This window comes from Phaeobacter sp. HF9A (assembly GCF_011806385.1).
In the GTDB taxonomy this organism is placed as follows: domain Bacteria; phylum Pseudomonadota; class Alphaproteobacteria; order Rhodobacterales; family Rhodobacteraceae; genus Epibacterium.
On sequence record NZ_JAATOX010000096.1, the window covers coordinates 1 to 15,164 of the forward strand.

Below are 15,164 nucleotides of genomic sequence, written 5' to 3' on the forward strand. Positions count from 1 at the left end.
TCAGAATAGGGCCAGATCAGCTGAAAGCTCTGTTCGGCTCTGTCAGAGAGGCGATGGGTGACGAATTTGGGTCGGTGGCAGAGGGGGCAGCCCGCGTCATAGAACACCGCCTTGCCGCGCAGCACGTCGGGCGCGTCCACATCGCGGCGGGCGGGCACGGCGATGTTGCGGCTGTAGAAGGTCACCAGATCCATATTGGGCTGGTCCAGCTCGGTGCCGCGTTCGTCCTGATCACCATGGGGCGCGCTGCGGCAGTCGGTCTGGGCCTCGGTGCAATCGCCCCAGGGCTCGGGGTAGAGCGGGGTCGAGATGCCGATATCGCCGTTGAAGGCCGCCGCCGATTGGTCGTGGATGGTGGCCTTGCCCGCCTTGAGGCCAAAACGACCCAGCATGATCTGCTGAAAATCGCGCGCCCAGACCAGATTGGCGCGCCCGGAGATGCCATCGCCATTTGCGTCCTCCGCATCGGCGAGGGCGAGGATATCCGCGGCGGGGATGGCCTCCAGCAGGCCAAGGCCGATCATCGGCGGCGCGACGCGGGGCGACAGCATGGCGCCTTCGTGCAGGGGGCCGTATTTCAGCTCTGCCGCCGTAAACTCGGGCTTGCGCAGGGTGACGCGTTCGCCGCCATTCAGCGTGACCTCTTCCTCGGTGTAGCTGACGTGAAGGCGATATTCCGGCGCCACATTGGGGGCGGAGAAATCCTGCAACTGGCTGCCATAGACCGGGTCCGGGGCGCTGCCGATATAGTCGGAGACGGGCGCCATCTTGGCGGGGATTGGCCCGGGAATGGAGATCCGCAGGAAGGTGGAGGCGGAGCTGTACCCGGGCCCGTCGGGCAGGTGGCCGCGCCCGTCGCGGATGTGGCAGCGCTGGCAGGCGCGGGCGTTATAGACCGGCCCTAGCCCGTCAGAGGCGCGGGTGGAGGAGGGCGCAAAGACCCAGAGCTTGTCAAACAGCGCCTCGCCGAGGTGAAATTCCAGCCCCTGTTCAAAGCTCAGGTTGGCGGCGGGCAGGCTGAAGGCATCGCGGTCATTGCGCGCGGCAACGGTGGTGCCGCCGCCGGGATTTTCCTCAAAGGGTTCGGCCCTGGTGAAATCGCGCGTCGGCGCGGTCACCTCGGTGACGCGGCGGCTGTCCTCTGCTGTGCGGGGGAGGGTGGCGAGATGCGGCTCTGCCAGGCCGAGGCGGGCAGGTTCCTCTGCCAGGAGGGGTGCGGCCAGCACCAAAGAGAGGGCCGCACCAAGACGCAGGGCCGGTTTACTCGGCTTCGTCCATTTTGGAGGCGTTGAGTTGGGCGTAGTTTTCGGCGCCAACGCGGTCATGCAGTTCAATCTGAGTCTCCAGGAAGTCGATATGACCTTCTTCATCAATCAGGAGGTCCTTGAACAGTTCCATGCTGACGTAGTCGCCGACGGTCCTACAATATTCGGTGGCCTCTTTGTAGAGGGCCTGGGCTTCTTGTTCTGCGGCAAGATCACATTCCAGCGTTTCCTTCGGCGTCTGGCCGATGCGCAGCGGATCGAGAGATTGCAGGTTGGGATGGCCGCCCAGGAAGATGATGCGGGTGATCAGCTTGTCCGCGTGGTTCATCTCCTCGATGCTTTCCTCGCGGCTTTTCTTGGCCATATGGCCGAGGCCCCAATCCTCTTGCAGCCGGTAGTGCAGCCAATATTGGCTCACGGCCGTGAGCTCGCTTCTGAGCGCCTTGTTAAGATACTCGATGACTTTGGCGCCCCCTTTCATTCTCCTCCCCGGCGGTTGTGTCTTTTTTCGTGTTCTCCAATTTGGCAGCCACCCCCCCCTTGGCGTGGGCGCCCGTGGTGCCCAAAAAGCGCGTAATCCAACCGCCACAATCCGCCTTCTTGCCCAAAGCCCGGTAAATTTTTCCAGGTGTGATAATGGTTTGCGGGTCTGATGCGCGCATCCAGTCGATGGCGGCGTGGATGTCGTGATCCGAGATCTGTGTGCAGTGGCAAACCATCATGGCGCAAATCAATCCTCAGAGATTCTGTAGGCTTTGTCTGTGAGGCAATATCCGAGTAAAACAATCAGTTTGCAAGTCACAATGCAGAGAGAAACACTCGGGATATGGTTTCGGCGGATCGTGACCCGCAAGGGAGTTGTGCTTTGGGAGGGAGGGGCAGGGGGCGCTGCCCCCGCGCGCCGCTGGCGCGCTCCCCCGGGATATTTGGGGTTAGAAGAAGGCTGTACGGCGCAAAAAGGCCGCGCAGCGGTGCGCGGCCTCTGGTTTTGGTGGGGCTGGGGTTACTGGAAGACAGCGGAGGGGTCGTCGAGCGAATCCGAGCCCTCGATGGCGACGCCGTCCAGATCCAGCGCTGCGACCGCGCGTTCGATGGAGCGGGTCTGATCGACCAGCGCATCGACGCCGCCCATGATCAGCGCCTCGCCTGCGGTATTGCCCTGTGCCAGCATCTGGTCATAGGAGAGGCCCGCCTCGGCGGCGGTCTTGATGCGGCCCAGCTTCATCATGGTGGTGGCCAGCTTGGCGGTCAGCTCGGCGTCCACATCGGCATCGGGGGCGGCCAACACGTCGGAGAGCGGGGGGCCGGAGATCAGCGCGCCGTTCACGCGTTGATATTCGCCGAGGTAGACGTTCTGCACGCCGAGGCCATCGTAGTAGTGGCTGTTGTGGGTGTTGTCGGAGAAGCAATCATGCTCTTCTTCGGGATCGTTCAGCATGACGCCAAGGCGCATGCGCTCGCCGGCCTGTTCGCCGTAGGAGAGCGAGCCCATGCCGGTGAGCATGGCGGTGATGCCTTCGTTTTCATCGGCCAGAACCGTTGCGCGGGCCTCGCCGCCCTCGGCCCATTCTGCGGCCATCCATTCCAGATCGGAGACCAGCAGATCGGTAGCAGCCTTCAGATAGGCGCCCCGGCGGTTGCAGTTACCATGGGTGCAGGCGTCGCCCGTGGCATAGTCGGTCCAGGGGCGGTTGCCCGCACCATGGTCGGTGCCGTTCAGATCCTGCCCCCAGAGCAGGAACTCGATCGCGTGGTAGCCGGTGGCCACATTTGCCTCCACGCCCTCGGCCTCGTGCAGCTGCTCTTCGAGCAGGGCGGGGGTGATGTCGCTGGCGTCGATGGTCTTGCCGGAGAGGGTGAAGTCCGGGTTGGCCACCACGTTCAGCACGGCCAGGGCGTTTTCATCGGTGGCGCCGCCATAGGAGGCATCGACATAGTCAATCAGCCCCTCGTCCAGCGGCCAGGCGTTTACCTTGCCTTCCCAATCATCGACGATGGCATTGCCAAAGCGGAAGACCTCGGTCTGCTGATAGGGCACGCGGGCGGCCAGCCAGGCGGTCTTGGCGGCGGCGAGATGGGCGGGCGACGGATCCGCGATCAGCGTTTCAACAGCGGCTTGCAGGGCCTTGGCGGTGGTCAGGCTGTCCTGGTAATTGGCGGCGGCGATATTGGCGTAGTTGGTCAGAACTTCGGCTTTGGTGGCGGCGAAAGCGGCCGATGTGCCTAGGGTCATTGCGGCGAGCGCGACACCGGTGAGAAGCGGCGTTTTCATGGTTGGGTCTTCCTTGTTGGCAGTCGTGAATTGGGGCCTTTGGGGCCAAAGGAGATCAGGTTTACTTGGTCAGGATCAGTTTTCCGGCGCGGGTGATGCGCAGCGAATAGATCTGGCCGTTCAATAGGATACGGGCCTGCACACCGCCCCGGGTCAGTTCCTCGGCGTGATAGGTGGGGAAGGTTTCCGGCTGTGCGACGGCGGCCATGTCTTCTTTGGAGATCGGTTTCAAATTGGTCATCGGGCGAGCCTCTGTTTCTGCTCTACCGTGTCGAAGATCCACTCCAGCCAGGCGCTCTGCTGTGGCAGGGCCTCTGCGAGCGCGTCGGACCACAGATCCGCAAGCGTCAGCGCGTCGGCGTCGCGGTCGATGGGGGCCGGGGTGGGGCTGGATGGGGTCAACATATAGCATAAGCAGCATTCGGGTTGTCGGCTTGCCTGCGGTCAAACAGGTTGGCTGGATATGTCTTATGCCTGATTGATTTAGTCGGATAAGTCAATCCGATAATTTTACTCGGAATTGGATTTGTGCAGCTCTGGCGTGAACAGAAAAGGCCGCCCCCGAGAGGACGGCCTGTTGCGGTGTCGCGGAGGCGGGATCAGCCCTCGCGGATGCCGGAAAAGCGGGCTTGCCAGTCTTCGCGCTGCTCGTCGGTGATCTTGGCAAAGAGTACGTCGGGCACGGTAAAGGCATGGCCCGCAGGCAGGGCAGAGAGCGCGGCGCTGACGTCTTCGGGCCAGCTGCGATCCTCGGTGCCGAGCGCCGCCAGCATGCTGTCGGCCGCCGCCGGGATGAAGGGCGCGGAGAGCACGGCGTAGAGGCGGATCAGGTTGAGGCCAAGACGGACCTGCGCGGCGGCGCGCTCGGGGTCGGTCTTGAAGGTGGACCAGGGCGCGGCGGATTGCAGGTATTCGTTGCCCGCCACCCAGATCGCGCGCAGCTCTTGCGCGGATTTGCGCACCTCCATCGCCTCCATATGGGCTTCATAGGCGCGAATGCGGGTGGTGAGCTCGTCGATCAGCGCCTGCTCCTGTTCACCAAAGGCACCGTCGCCGGGCACCACTTCGCCGAATTTGGAGCGGCAGAATTTGGTGATGCGGCTGACGAAGTTGCCCAGAACATCGGCCAGATCCTTGTTCACCGACTGCTGGAAATTCTCCCAGGTGAATTCGGAATCAGAGCTTTCGGGCGCGTGGGACAGCAGCCACCAGCGCCAGTAGTCGGCGGGCAGGATCTCCAGCGCCTGGTCCATAAACACGCCACGGCCCTGCGAGGTGGAGAACTGGCCGCCGTCATAGTTCAGGTAATTGAAGGACTTGAGGTGATCGACCATCTTCCAGGGCTCGCCCGAGCCGAGCAGGGTCGCGGGGAAGGAGAGCGTGTGGAAGGGGACGTTGTCCTTGCCCATGAACTGGACGTATTTCACATCATCCGCACCTTTGTCGGTGCGCCACCAGCGCTGCCAGGCCTCGTCGCCGAGGCCCTGTTTTTCCGCCCATTCGCCAGCGGCGGCGATATATTCGATGGGGGCGTCGAACCAGACGTAGAAGACCTTGCCCTCCATGCCGGGCCAGTCCTTGTCGCCGTTTTTCACCGGCACGCCCCAGTCGAGATCGCGGGTGATGCCCCGGTCCTGAAGCCCGTCGCCGTCATGCAGCCATTTCTTGGCGATCGAGGTGGTCAGGATCGGCCAGTCTTTCTTGCTGTCGATCCATTGATCCAGCTGGTCGCGCATCGCGGATTGGCGCAGGAACAGGTGTTTGGTCTCGCGCACTTCCAGATCGGTCGAGCCGGAGATCGCGGAGCGCGGATTGATCAGGTCGGTCGGGTCCAGCTGCTTGGTGCATTCCTCGCATTGGTCGCCGCGCGCCTTCTCGAACCCGCAGTTGGGGCAGGTGCCCTCGATATAGCGGTCAGGCAGGAAGCGGCCATCAGTGTTGGAATAGACCTGTTTTTCCGACACTTCCGAGATCAGCCCGGCCTCGGCCAGTTTGCCCGCGAAATGCTGGGTCAGGGCGCGGTTCTGCGGGCTGGAGGAGCGGCCATAGTGGTCAAACGACAGGCCAAAGCGGGCGGCGATGTCGGTCTGCACCTGATGCATCTCGGCGCAATACTCCGCCACCGGCTTGCCTGCCTTGGCGGCGGCGAGCTCGGCCGGGGTGCCATGTTCGTCGGTGGCGCAGAGGAACATCACCTCATTGCCGCGACCCCGGTTGTAGCGGGCATAGAGATCTGCCGGCAGCTGGCTGCCCACGAGATTGCCGAGGTGCTTGATCCCATTGATATAGGGCAGTGCCGAGGTGATGAGAATTCGGGCCATATCGTCCATCCACGTCGCTTGTCTGGCCGCTCATCTATCCCATGCGGGAAGGTACGAAAACCCCATGTGATGTTGCGATGCAAAGAAAGCGTCAAATCTGGCGCAGAAGCGCGGTGCGCTCTCTTGACGGGTCGGGGTGGGTGCAAGAGGGTGCAGGCGATTTGAACGGGTCGCATCTTGAACAATCGGGGATGTCTGCCCATATTCAGTATGCGATAGTATACAGTTTTGTTTGAGGTTTGAATGACGGATCTTCTGCTTCTGGACGGCGGTTTTGCGCCCTTTAGCGTGGCGCTGGCCGTGTTGATCGGGCTGTTGGCGATGGAAGTTATCGCGCTGATGCTGGGTGGCAGCCTTTTGGCGGGCGGGACTGATGCAGATCTGGACGGCCCCGGCGGAGTGGAGCTGGAGGCGGGGCTGGACCTTGATGCGGCGGATCTGGATGGGCTGGACGGGCTGGATGGTCTGGATGGTCTGGGTCTGGATGGCATGGATCTGGACGCCGCAGAGGCAGATGCCGCGGCGACCGCGTCCGGGGGCGGCGGAGTGCTCGACTGGCTGGGGATCGGGCGGATGCCCTTCGTGATCTGGCTGGGCTGTCTCTGCATGGCCTTTGGCCTTTCCGGCATTGCGCTGCAACTGGGGCTGCGGAACCTGCTCCAGATTTCCGCTCCGGCCGGGCTGGTTTCGATCCCCGCCGCGATCTTTGCGCTGTGGTTTGCGCGCGGCTTTGGCGCGGTCTTTGCGCGGGTGTTGCCGCAGTCAGAGACCGAAGCGGTCTCCGAAGGCGCGCTTGGGCGCAGGCGCGGCGTGATCACCCAGGGCACCGCATCGCGCGGACGCCCCGCCGAGGTGCGGGTGATGGATCGCTTCGGCAATGCCCACTACCTGCGCGCCGAACCGATGCAGGACGACGAAAAAATTACCCAGGGCACAGAGGTGCTGGTGATCCGCGACCGGCGCGCCAAACGCTATGTGCTGGTGCCGGTTTCAGACTGATCCGCGCCGCGCGGTCAGAAGTATTGCAACGATTCAAGACGTTTAGACAGACGGTTCATTCCAAGGAGGATTGAGATGGGAAACACATTCCTGTCGATGCCAGTGATTATCATTCTGGCTTTTGTTGCCCTGATCGGGCTTGTTCTGGGGCGGCTTTATCGGCGCTCCACCCGCGAGGTGAGCCTGGTCAAGACCGGCTCCGGCGGCAAGAAGGTCATCATGGATGGCGGCACGATCGTGATCCCGCTGCTGCATGAGGTGAGCCCGGTCAACATGAAGACCCTGCGTCTGGAGGTGCAGCGCTCCGGCGAGGCGGCGCTGATCACGCAGGACCGCATGCGGGTCGATGTGGGGGTGGAGTTCTACGTCTCGGTGATGGCCACCGAGGAAGGCATTTCCCGCGCCGCGCAGACGCTGGGCGACCGCACCTTTGATGTGGAACAGCTGCGCGAGATGATCGAGGGCAAGCTGATCGACGGTCTGCGCGCGGTGGCGGCGCAGATGACCATGGACGGGCTGCATGAAAACCGTGCGGATTTTGTGCAGGAGGTGCAGAACGCGGTTTCCGAGGATCTGCTGAAAAACGGTCTTTCGCTGGAATCGGTCTCGCTGACCGCGCTGGACCAGACCCCGTTCGAGGCGCTGGACGAGAACAACGCCTTTAACGCCGTGGGGATGCGCAAGCTGGCCGAGGTGATTGCCCTGTCCAAGAAGGAACGCGCGCAGATCGACGCCGAATCCGACGTGGCCGTGCGCCGCGCCGCGATGGAAGGCGAACGCCAGAAGCTGTTGATCGAGCAGGACGAGCAGCAGGCCCGGATCGAGCAGATCCAGCGGGTTGAGACCATGCGCGTGGCGCAGGAGGCGGAGATCGCGGCCCGGACCGAGGATTCGGTGCGTGAAACCGAACGCTCCCGGATTGCCCGCGAAGAGGCGATCCGCAGCGCCGAGATCGAACGCGAGCGCAAGATCCGCGTCGCCGAGATCACCAAGGAGCGCGAGCTGGAGGTGGCCGAGCAGGAACGCCAGATCATCATCGCGCAGAAATCCGAGGAAGAAAGCCGCGCCCGGGCGTCGGCGGATCTGGCCCGCGCCGAAGCCACCAAGGCAACCGAAGCGGTGGCCACCGCGCGTGAGGTGGCCGAGGCCGAGCGCAAGAAGCAGATCGTGCTGATCGAAGCCGCCCGCGAGGCCGAACGGCAGGCCACCGGTATCCGTCTGGCCGCCCAGGCCGAGAAGGACGCCGCCGCCGACCGCGCCGAAGCCCGCCGCGAAGAAGCCCAGGCCGAGGCCGATGCGCTCAATATCCGCGCCGAGGCAAAGAAGAACGACATGCTCGCCGAGGCGGAAGGCAAGCGCGCGCTGGTCGAGGCCGACAATGCGCTCTCGCCCGAGCTGATCCGCATGAAGGTGGATCTGGCACGGATCGACGCGATGCCCTCGATCATCGCGGAAATGGTGAAACCGGCGGAGAAGATCGACTCGATCAAGATCCACCAGGTTGGCGGCATTGGCGTCGGCGCGCCCTATGGCAACGCCGCTGCCGGGGCCGGTGCCGGGACCGCGGGCGAGAAGCCGGTGGTCAACCAGGCGCTGGATTCCATCATGGGCATGGCGGTGCAGATGCCCGCGCTCAAGACCCTGGGCCGCGAATTGGGGATCTCCATGGAAGACGGGGTCGCTGGCATGGTGAACGGCATGCTGGAGGGCGACGAGGTTCCGCCCAAGACCGAGACAGAGCCACGCCAGGATGCAGAGAGCGACGCGCCCGAACTGCATTGACCTGGGGCGAATGTCTGAAACAAGAGAGGGCTGGCGCGTGCCAGCCCTCTTTTTTCTGTCGGACCTGGTGTTTGACCTTGGGCCAGGGGATGCCCTCATCCGGGTCAGGTCAAAAACAGGTCTGGATCAATAGGGCATCGGATAGGCGCGATGGGTGTCGTCAAGCTGCGCGAGAACCTCTGGCGACAGCTCCAGCGAGGCGCCGTCGAGGATATGCGCCAACTGGCCGGTGGTGGTGGCCCCAAAGATCGTCGAGGTCATGAAGGGGCGCGTCTTGCACCAGGCCAGCGCCATATGCACCGGATCCAAACCATGCTGCGACCGCCATATAGGCCGCCACCGCAGCATCCACCCGATCCGTCTTGCGGCCGCCCATCTCTTCGTTGATCGTCATGCGAGAGCCTTCGGGGATGGCGCCGTCCAGATATTTCCCGGTCAGATAGCCCGCCGCCAGCGGTGAGAAGGACAAAAGGCCCACATCCTCGTAGTGGCTCAGCTCCGCCAGATCCGTGTCAAAGAGGCGGCACAGCAGCGAATATTCATTCTGGATCGAAGCCACCCGCGGCCCCAGACCGGCCTCGGAGAGGCGCAGCCATTGCGCGGTGCCCCAGGCGCTCTCGTTCGAGAGGCCAAAGGCGCGGATGTTGCCCTTGTCGACCTCTGCCTGCAAGGCGCCCAGGCAGTCTTCCATATTGGCCAGAACATCCGCCTTGGTCTGGCCGCTGCTGCCGGCATCATAGGTCCAGTTCTTGCGGAACATATAGCTGCCGCGATTGGGCCAGTGGAATTGATAGAGGTCGATGTAATCGGTCTTCAGCCGCTTCAAAGAGGCCTCGATACAGGCGGTGACGCTCTTGCCGGTAATCGGTGCGCCCTCGCGCACGACCGCGCCTTCGCCCAGGTGCTTGGTGGCCAGGATATACTCGCTGCGCCGTCCGCTCTTGGCGTTCCAGTCGCCGATGATCTCTTCGGTGCGGCCGATCGTTTCGGCGCGCACGGGGTTCACCGGATACATCTCTGCGGTGTCCACAAAGTTGATCCCCGCCGCCAGCGCCATGTCGATCTGGGCGTGGCCCTCCGCCGCATCGGTCTGGGAGCCAAAGGTCATGGTGCCAAGGCAGAGCTCCGTCACCATCATATCCGTGCGGCCAAGCCGGTTCTTTTTCATTGCGCTTTCCTTGTGTCGTGCTGGGCTAACAATTTCGCCCCGACCCTATTCCTTGTTGCAGCTATTGCAAGCCATCCTGCCCGGGAGGGCGGCCCCGGGGCAGGGAGGTGTTAACCATTACTTAACTTACGCGGCCCGGTTTCGGTGTCCCATGGTATACTTGGGAGTGTGTCCCGATCACGCATTGCGATCTTTGATCTCAACCCCGATCCATAGGAGGACAGCCATGACTATTGTACCCAAGAAACGCTTTCAAGAGATCGTCATGGAAGCGGAACGCCAGATCTCCTTTGTCTCCATCGACGAGGCGCTGGCACTGAATGAGACGAAAGCCCAGAAGGTCGAGTTCGTGGACGTGCGGGTTTACCGCGAGCTGGAAAAGACCGGCGTTATTCCCGGCGCCGTTTCCTGCCCGCGTGGGCTTTTGGAGTTCTGGATCGACCAGGACAGCCCCTACGGGCATGCGATCTTTGCTTCGGATGCGAAGTTCATCTTTTATTGCGACAACGGCTGGCGTTCCACGCTGGCCACGCTTCTGGCGATGGAGATGGGCGTGCAGGATGTTCATTGCCTGCGCGGCGGGCTGGACGGCTGGAGCACCGCAAATGGGCCGATGATTCCCTACAAATGGTAGGCCCCAGGCCGCTCTGCCACAGGTAAGAGCGGCGATCCCTCTGTCGGGGCGCTGACCCGGAAATCGCCCGCCAGGGGAGAGATGCGCCAAAACCGACAAGGGGCGTCGCAAAACCGGCTGCATCGCTCTGTGCCCGGCCTATGGTCGGGCCTGTTATGCGCACCATTCTCTCCTTCGCCGCCCTCTTTCTCTCGGTCATTTTGCTCCAGATCTCCACCGGAGGGGTGGGGCCGCTGGATGCGCTCTCCGGGGCGGCGATGGGGTTTGACAACCGCCAGATCGGCCTTTTGGGCTCGGCGCATTTTCTGGGCTTCTTTATCGGGTGCTGGTGGGCGCCCCGGCTGATGGGGCGCGTCGGCCATGCCCGGGCCTTTGCGGTCTGCACCGCCTTGGGGGCGATGGGGCTTTTGGGGCATACGCTGACCCATAACCCCTATGCCTGGTCGGTGATGCGGATGGCCTCCGGGCTGTGTGTGGCGGGCTGCTACACGGTGATCGAAGCCTGGCTGAACGCCAAGGTCACCAATGCCAACCGGGGCCGGACATCCGGGCTCTATCGTGTCGCGGACACCAGCGCGTCGCTGGTGGCGCAATTGCTGATCGCGGTGCTGCCGCCGGCCTCCTATATCTCCTACAATGTGCTGGCCATCTTGTGCTGTGCGACGCTGTTGCCGCTGACCATGACCAGCGCCAGCCAGCCAGAGCTGCCCTCGGCCCCGCGCCTGAGGCCGCGCCTGGCCTGGCGCTGCTCGCCTTTGGGGGTGGCGGGTGTGGTGGTCTCGGCGCTGAGCGCGGCCTCCTTTCGGATGGTCGGGCCGATCTACGGGCAGGGGGTCGGGCTGGTGGTGGACCAGATCGCGTTTTTCCTGGCGGCCTTTGTTTTTGGCGGCGCGGTGGCGCAATATCCGGTGGGCTGGCTTGCGGATAAATACGACCGCCGCTGGGTGCTGATCTGCCTCTCCGGGGTTTCGATGATCTCCTGCGCGATGACCCTGCCGGCCAGTGGCGGCGGCACCCTTGCGATCATGGCCTCGGCCGCCTTTTTCGGTCTGACCACAGTGCCGATTTTCTCGGTGTCGGCGGCGCATGCCAATGATTTTGCCAGCTCCGAGGAGCGGGTGGAGCTGTCGGCCGCCTTGATGTTTTTCTACGCCTGCGGTGCCATCGCGGCGCCGCTGGTGGCCTCGGCGCTGATCGACGCCTATGGCCCGGGCGCCTTGTTCGTGTTCATCGCCTGTGGCCATGCCGGGTTGATCGTCTTTGGCCTGGCACGGATGCGCGCCCGCGCGGTGCCCAGCGAGCGCACCCATTATGTCTATGCGCCGCGCACCTCCTTCACCATCGGCAAGATGCTCAAACGCGCGCGCGAAGGGCGGCAATAGCAGCCAGCTGCTCGGGGGCGCGGTCCAGATCTTTGATCCCGCTGGAATAATGGTGCCGGCCTCTAGGAAAACGCCGGGCGGCTTCGTATGGGTAGGGGGTGGCGCAGGACGCGCGCAAGAATGGGCAGCGGAAAGGACAAGCAGATGGCAGTGAACCCGATTACCCCGACGATCCCCCTGGATCAGGACGGCGTGCATCATGGATACCTCAAGCTGCCCTACAGCCGCGACGACAGCGCCTGGGGATCTGTGATGATCCCGATCACGGTGATCCAGAACGGCGTCGGCAAGACCGCGCTTTTGACCGGGGCCAATCACGGCGACGAATACGAGGGGCCGGTTGCCTTGCAGGAGCTGGCCCACAACACCCGTGCCGAAGACGTCAGTGGGCGGCTGATCATCGTGCCCTATTTCAACTATCCGGCCTTTCGGGCGGGCACGCGCACCTCGCCGATTGATCGCGGCAACCTCAACCGGGCCTTTCCCGGGCGGGCCGACGGCGGTGTGACCGAAAAGATCGCTGATTATTTCCAGACCACCCTGCTGCCGCTGGCGGATGTGGCGGTGGATTTCCACTCCGGTGGCAAGACGCTGGATTTTGTGCCCTTCGCCGCCGCCCATATCCTGGAGGACAAGGAACTTCAGGCGGCCTGTTACGGCGCGATGCAGGCCTTCAACGCGCCCTATTCGGTGCAGCTCCTGGAGATCGACAGCCAGGGCATGTATGACACCGCGGTCGAGGAGATGGGCAAGGTGCTGGTCACCACCGAGCTGGGCGGTGGCGGGAGCGGCAGCGCGCGCAGCAACGCGATCGCCAAGAAGGGTCTGCGCAATGTGTTGATCCATTTCGGCATTCTGTCCGGCGAGATGCAGATCGAGCCCAGCGTCACTATCGGCATGCCAGATGGCGATTGTTTCCTGTTTGCCGGGGGCGAGGGGCTGTTGGAAATCATGGTCGACCGGGGCGGGCCGGTGGCCGAGGGCGATGTGATCGCCCGGGTCTGGGCGCCGGATCGCAGCGGCCAGCCGCCGGTGGACTATCGCGCCCGCCGCAGCGGTCTGCTGATCAGCCGCCATTTTCCGGGGCTGATCAAATCCGGCGATTGCGTTGCGGTCATCGGCGTGGTCGAGGACTGACATGCATCTGGATCAGCGCGACCTTGATATCCTCCGTATCCTGTCCCGCGAGGGCCGCATCACCAAGGCGGCGCTGGCGGATCAGGTCGGGCTGTCGCCGACCCCCTGCTGGGAGCGGCTGAAGAAGCTGGAAACCGCCGGGCTGATCGAGGGCTACGGCGCCCGCATAAATCTGAAAAAGCTGGCCCCGCATGTGACCGTCTTTGTCGCGGCAGAGATTTCCGATCACACGGCGGCGAGCTTTCAGGCCTTTGAGGCCGCGATGCAGCGTTACGAGGAGGTCACCGCCTGCTGGGCGCTGGGCGGCGGGTTTGATTATCTGTTGCAGGTCGTGACCCGGGATATCGAGAGCTATCAACAGCTTATGGAGGCGATGCTGGAGGCGCGCATCGGGCTCAGCCGGTATTTTACCTATGTGGTCACCAAGCCGGTAAAGGGGGCGGGGGTGCCTCCGTTTGAAATATTGCTGGCGGGGAGGTGAATCCTCTGGCAGGGGCGCGAAGTTCAGTCACTTCTTCTGATCGGGCCGTGCAGACTCCGGCAGAGCCCTGCGCCGGGCAAGACTGGAAGGAGAGACCATGCTGAAAAACGATCAACTGGACCAATGGGACCGGGAGAACTTCTTTCACCCCTCGACACATCTGGCGCAACACGCGCGCGGCGAGAGCCCGAACCGGGTGCTGAAGACCGCCTCTGGCGTGTTCATCGAGGATCGCGACGGCAACAAGCTGCTGGACGCCTTTGCCGGTCTCTACTGCGTCAACGTCGGCTATGGCCGCCAGGAGATCGCCGAAGCGATTGCCGATCAAGCGCGCGAGCTGGCCTATTATCATTCCTACGTCGGCCATGGCACCGAGGCTTCGATTACCCTGTCGAAAATGATCCTCGACCGCGCGCCCAAGAACATGTCGAAGGTCTATTTCGGCCTTGGCGGGTCGGATGCGAATGAAACCAACGTCAAATTGATCTGGTATTACAATAACATCCTCGGTCGGCCCGAGAAAAAGAAGATCATCTCGCGCTGGCGCGGCTATCATGGCTCGGGGCTGGTGACCGGCTCGCTGACCGGGCTGGAGCTGTTCCACAAGAAGTTCGATCTGCCGGTGGAGCAGGTGATCCACACCGAGGCGCCCTATTATTACCGCCGCAAGGATCTGGACCAGAGCGAAGAGCAATTCGTGGCCCATTGCGTGGCAGAGCTGGAAGCGCTGATCGCGCGCGAAGGCGCGGACAGCATTGCCGCCTTCATTGGCGAGCCGGTTCTGGGCACCGGCGGCATCGTGCCGCCGCCCGCGGGCTATTGGGAGGCGATCCAGGCGGTGCTGCGCAAACATGACATCCTGCTGGTCGCCGATGAGGTGGTCACCGGCTTTGGTCGTCTGGGCAGCATGTTCGGCTCCGATCACTATGGCATGGAGCCCGATATCATCACCATCGCCAAGGGGCTGACCTCGGCCTATGCGCCGCTCTCTGGCTCCATCATCGGCGACAAGGTCTGGGCGGTCCTGGAGCAAGGCACCGATGAGAACGGCCCCATCGGCCACGGCTGGACCTATTCCGCCCACCCCATCGGGGCGGCGGCCGGTGTGGCCAACCTGAAACTTCTGGACGGGCTGAACCTCGTGCAGAACGCGGGCGAGGTCGGTGCCTATCTGACCAAATCCCTGCGCGAGGCGCTGGGGGATCATCCCAATGTCGGCGATATCCGCGGCGAGGGCATGCTGAGCGCGGTGGAGTTTGTAAAGGATCGCGACGGTCGGGTGTTTTTTGACGCCGCAGAGAAGATCGGCCCGCAGGTCTCGGCCAAGCTGTTGGAACAGGACAAGATCATCGCCCGGGCCATGCCGCAAGGCGATATCCTCGGCTTCGCGCCGCCCTTCTGCCTGACCCGCGAAGAGGCCGATCAGGTGGTGGCGGGCACCCAGCGCGCGGTCAAAGCTGTCCTGGGCTGATTTTGGCCTGATTGAAGACCGCTGCCCTCCCCCTGGTGGCCCCATTGGTCGGCCAGGGGGAGGGCAGTCTCAAAAAAGGGCGGCGGCAAGAAAGCCGGCCGCCCGCGTCGCGTCAGCGCGTTCACTTGGCTGGGGTGACCCTATAGACCCTCTGCCTCTGACGCCTGCACGATACCGGCGCGCAGGCGTGCCACCAGGACATCAATTTGATCCGTCGTGATGGTCAGCGGCGGAGACATGACGCAGGCGTTG

At 63.3% G+C, this 15,164-nt stretch carries 14 protein-coding genes and 1 pseudogene; 7 read left to right on the top strand and 8 right to left on the bottom strand.

Features of this window, described 5'->3' with window-relative positions:
* The 7 genes from HCZ87_RS15230 to metG form a co-directional block, all read right to left on the bottom strand.
* Positions 1 to 1,226: di-heme oxidoredictase family protein (locus HCZ87_RS15230; RefSeq protein WP_368484134.1), on the bottom strand; the 1,226-nt coding region annotated here is incomplete at its 3' end.
* A 34-nt stretch (positions 1,227 to 1,260) separates the two neighbouring features.
* Positions 1,261 to 1,746 carry a bacterioferritin gene (gene bfr, locus HCZ87_RS15235; protein WP_167645003.1) on the bottom strand — a complete coding sequence of 162 codons (486 nt, stop codon included), beginning with the start codon at positions 1,744 to 1,746 and terminating at the stop codon, positions 1,261 to 1,263.
* Positions 1,712 to 1,987: a bacterioferritin-associated ferredoxin gene (locus HCZ87_RS15240; protein ID WP_167645005.1), complete on the bottom strand. Its 276-nt coding sequence runs from the start codon at positions 1,985 to 1,987 to the stop codon at positions 1,712 to 1,714. Before HCZ87_RS15240 ends, bfr begins: the two co-directional genes overlap by 35 nt.
* 281 nt (positions 1,988 to 2,268) lie before the next feature.
* Entirely contained in the window at positions 2,269 to 3,537 is a 1,269-nt protein-coding gene (locus tag HCZ87_RS15245; protein ID WP_167645007.1) for an imelysin family protein, read from the bottom strand.
* Positions 3,538 to 3,598: 61 nt separating this feature from the next.
* Complete coding sequence (gene hemP / locus HCZ87_RS15250) at positions 3,599 to 3,745, bottom strand: hemin uptake protein HemP (protein WP_167645027.1); 147 nt, start codon at positions 3,743 to 3,745, stop codon at positions 3,599 to 3,601.
* A gap of 29 nt (positions 3,746 to 3,774) precedes the next feature.
* Positions 3,775 to 3,942, bottom strand: a complete 168-nt coding sequence (locus tag HCZ87_RS15255; RefSeq protein WP_167645009.1) for a hypothetical protein — start codon at positions 3,940 to 3,942, stop codon at positions 3,775 to 3,777.
* A 194-nt stretch (positions 3,943 to 4,136) separates the two neighbouring features.
* A complete protein-coding gene (gene metG, locus HCZ87_RS15260; protein ID WP_167645011.1) occupies positions 4,137 to 5,858 on the bottom strand; it encodes a methionine--tRNA ligase in 1,722 nt (573 codons plus the stop codon).
* 243 nt (positions 5,859 to 6,101) lie between these two features.
* Between metG and HCZ87_RS15265 the strand changes: the two genes are divergently transcribed.
* Both HCZ87_RS15265 and HCZ87_RS15270 read left to right on the top strand, forming a co-directional pair.
* On the top strand, positions 6,102 to 6,857 hold the full coding sequence (locus HCZ87_RS15265) for an OB-fold-containig protein (RefSeq protein WP_167645013.1): 756 nt from the start codon (positions 6,102 to 6,104) through the stop codon (positions 6,855 to 6,857).
* A 75-nt stretch (positions 6,858 to 6,932) separates the two neighbouring features.
* Entirely contained in the window at positions 6,933 to 8,639 is a 1,707-nt protein-coding gene (locus HCZ87_RS15270; protein WP_167645015.1) for a flotillin family protein, read from the top strand.
* Between the two features lie 126 nt (positions 8,640 to 8,765).
* Here the strand turns inward: HCZ87_RS15270 and HCZ87_RS15275 are convergent.
* Positions 8,766 to 9,807: pseudogene (locus HCZ87_RS15275) on the bottom strand (aldo/keto reductase).
* A 226-nt stretch (positions 9,808 to 10,033) separates the two neighbouring features.
* On the opposite strand from HCZ87_RS15275, the gene HCZ87_RS15280 reads away from it, so the two are divergent.
* The 5 genes from HCZ87_RS15280 to HCZ87_RS15300 all read left to right on the top strand — a co-directional run bounded on the left by HCZ87_RS15280 (position 10,034) and on the right by HCZ87_RS15300 (position 14,912).
* On the top strand, positions 10,034 to 10,441 hold the full coding sequence (locus tag HCZ87_RS15280; RefSeq protein ID WP_167645017.1) for a rhodanese-like domain-containing protein: 408 nt from the start codon (positions 10,034 to 10,036) through the stop codon (positions 10,439 to 10,441).
* Positions 10,442 to 10,596: 155 nt separating this feature from the next.
* Complete coding sequence (locus tag HCZ87_RS15285; RefSeq protein ID WP_167645019.1) at positions 10,597 to 11,823, top strand: MFS transporter; 1,227 nt, start codon at positions 10,597 to 10,599, stop codon at positions 11,821 to 11,823.
* A gap of 144 nt (positions 11,824 to 11,967) precedes the next feature.
* Positions 11,968 to 12,960, top strand: a complete 993-nt coding sequence (doeB, locus tag HCZ87_RS15290; protein WP_167645021.1) for a N(2)-acetyl-L-2,4-diaminobutanoate deacetylase DoeB — start codon at positions 11,968 to 11,970, stop codon at positions 12,958 to 12,960.
* 1 nt (position 12,961) lies between these two features.
* Positions 12,962 to 13,441: an Lrp/AsnC family transcriptional regulator gene (locus tag HCZ87_RS15295; protein ID WP_167645023.1), complete on the top strand. Its 480-nt coding sequence runs from the start codon at positions 12,962 to 12,964 to the stop codon at positions 13,439 to 13,441.
* A gap of 97 nt (positions 13,442 to 13,538) precedes the next feature.
* Complete coding sequence (locus HCZ87_RS15300; RefSeq protein ID WP_167645025.1) at positions 13,539 to 14,912, top strand: aspartate aminotransferase family protein; 1,374 nt, start codon at positions 13,539 to 13,541, stop codon at positions 14,910 to 14,912.
* The last annotated feature ends 252 nt before the right edge of the window (positions 14,913 to 15,164 follow it).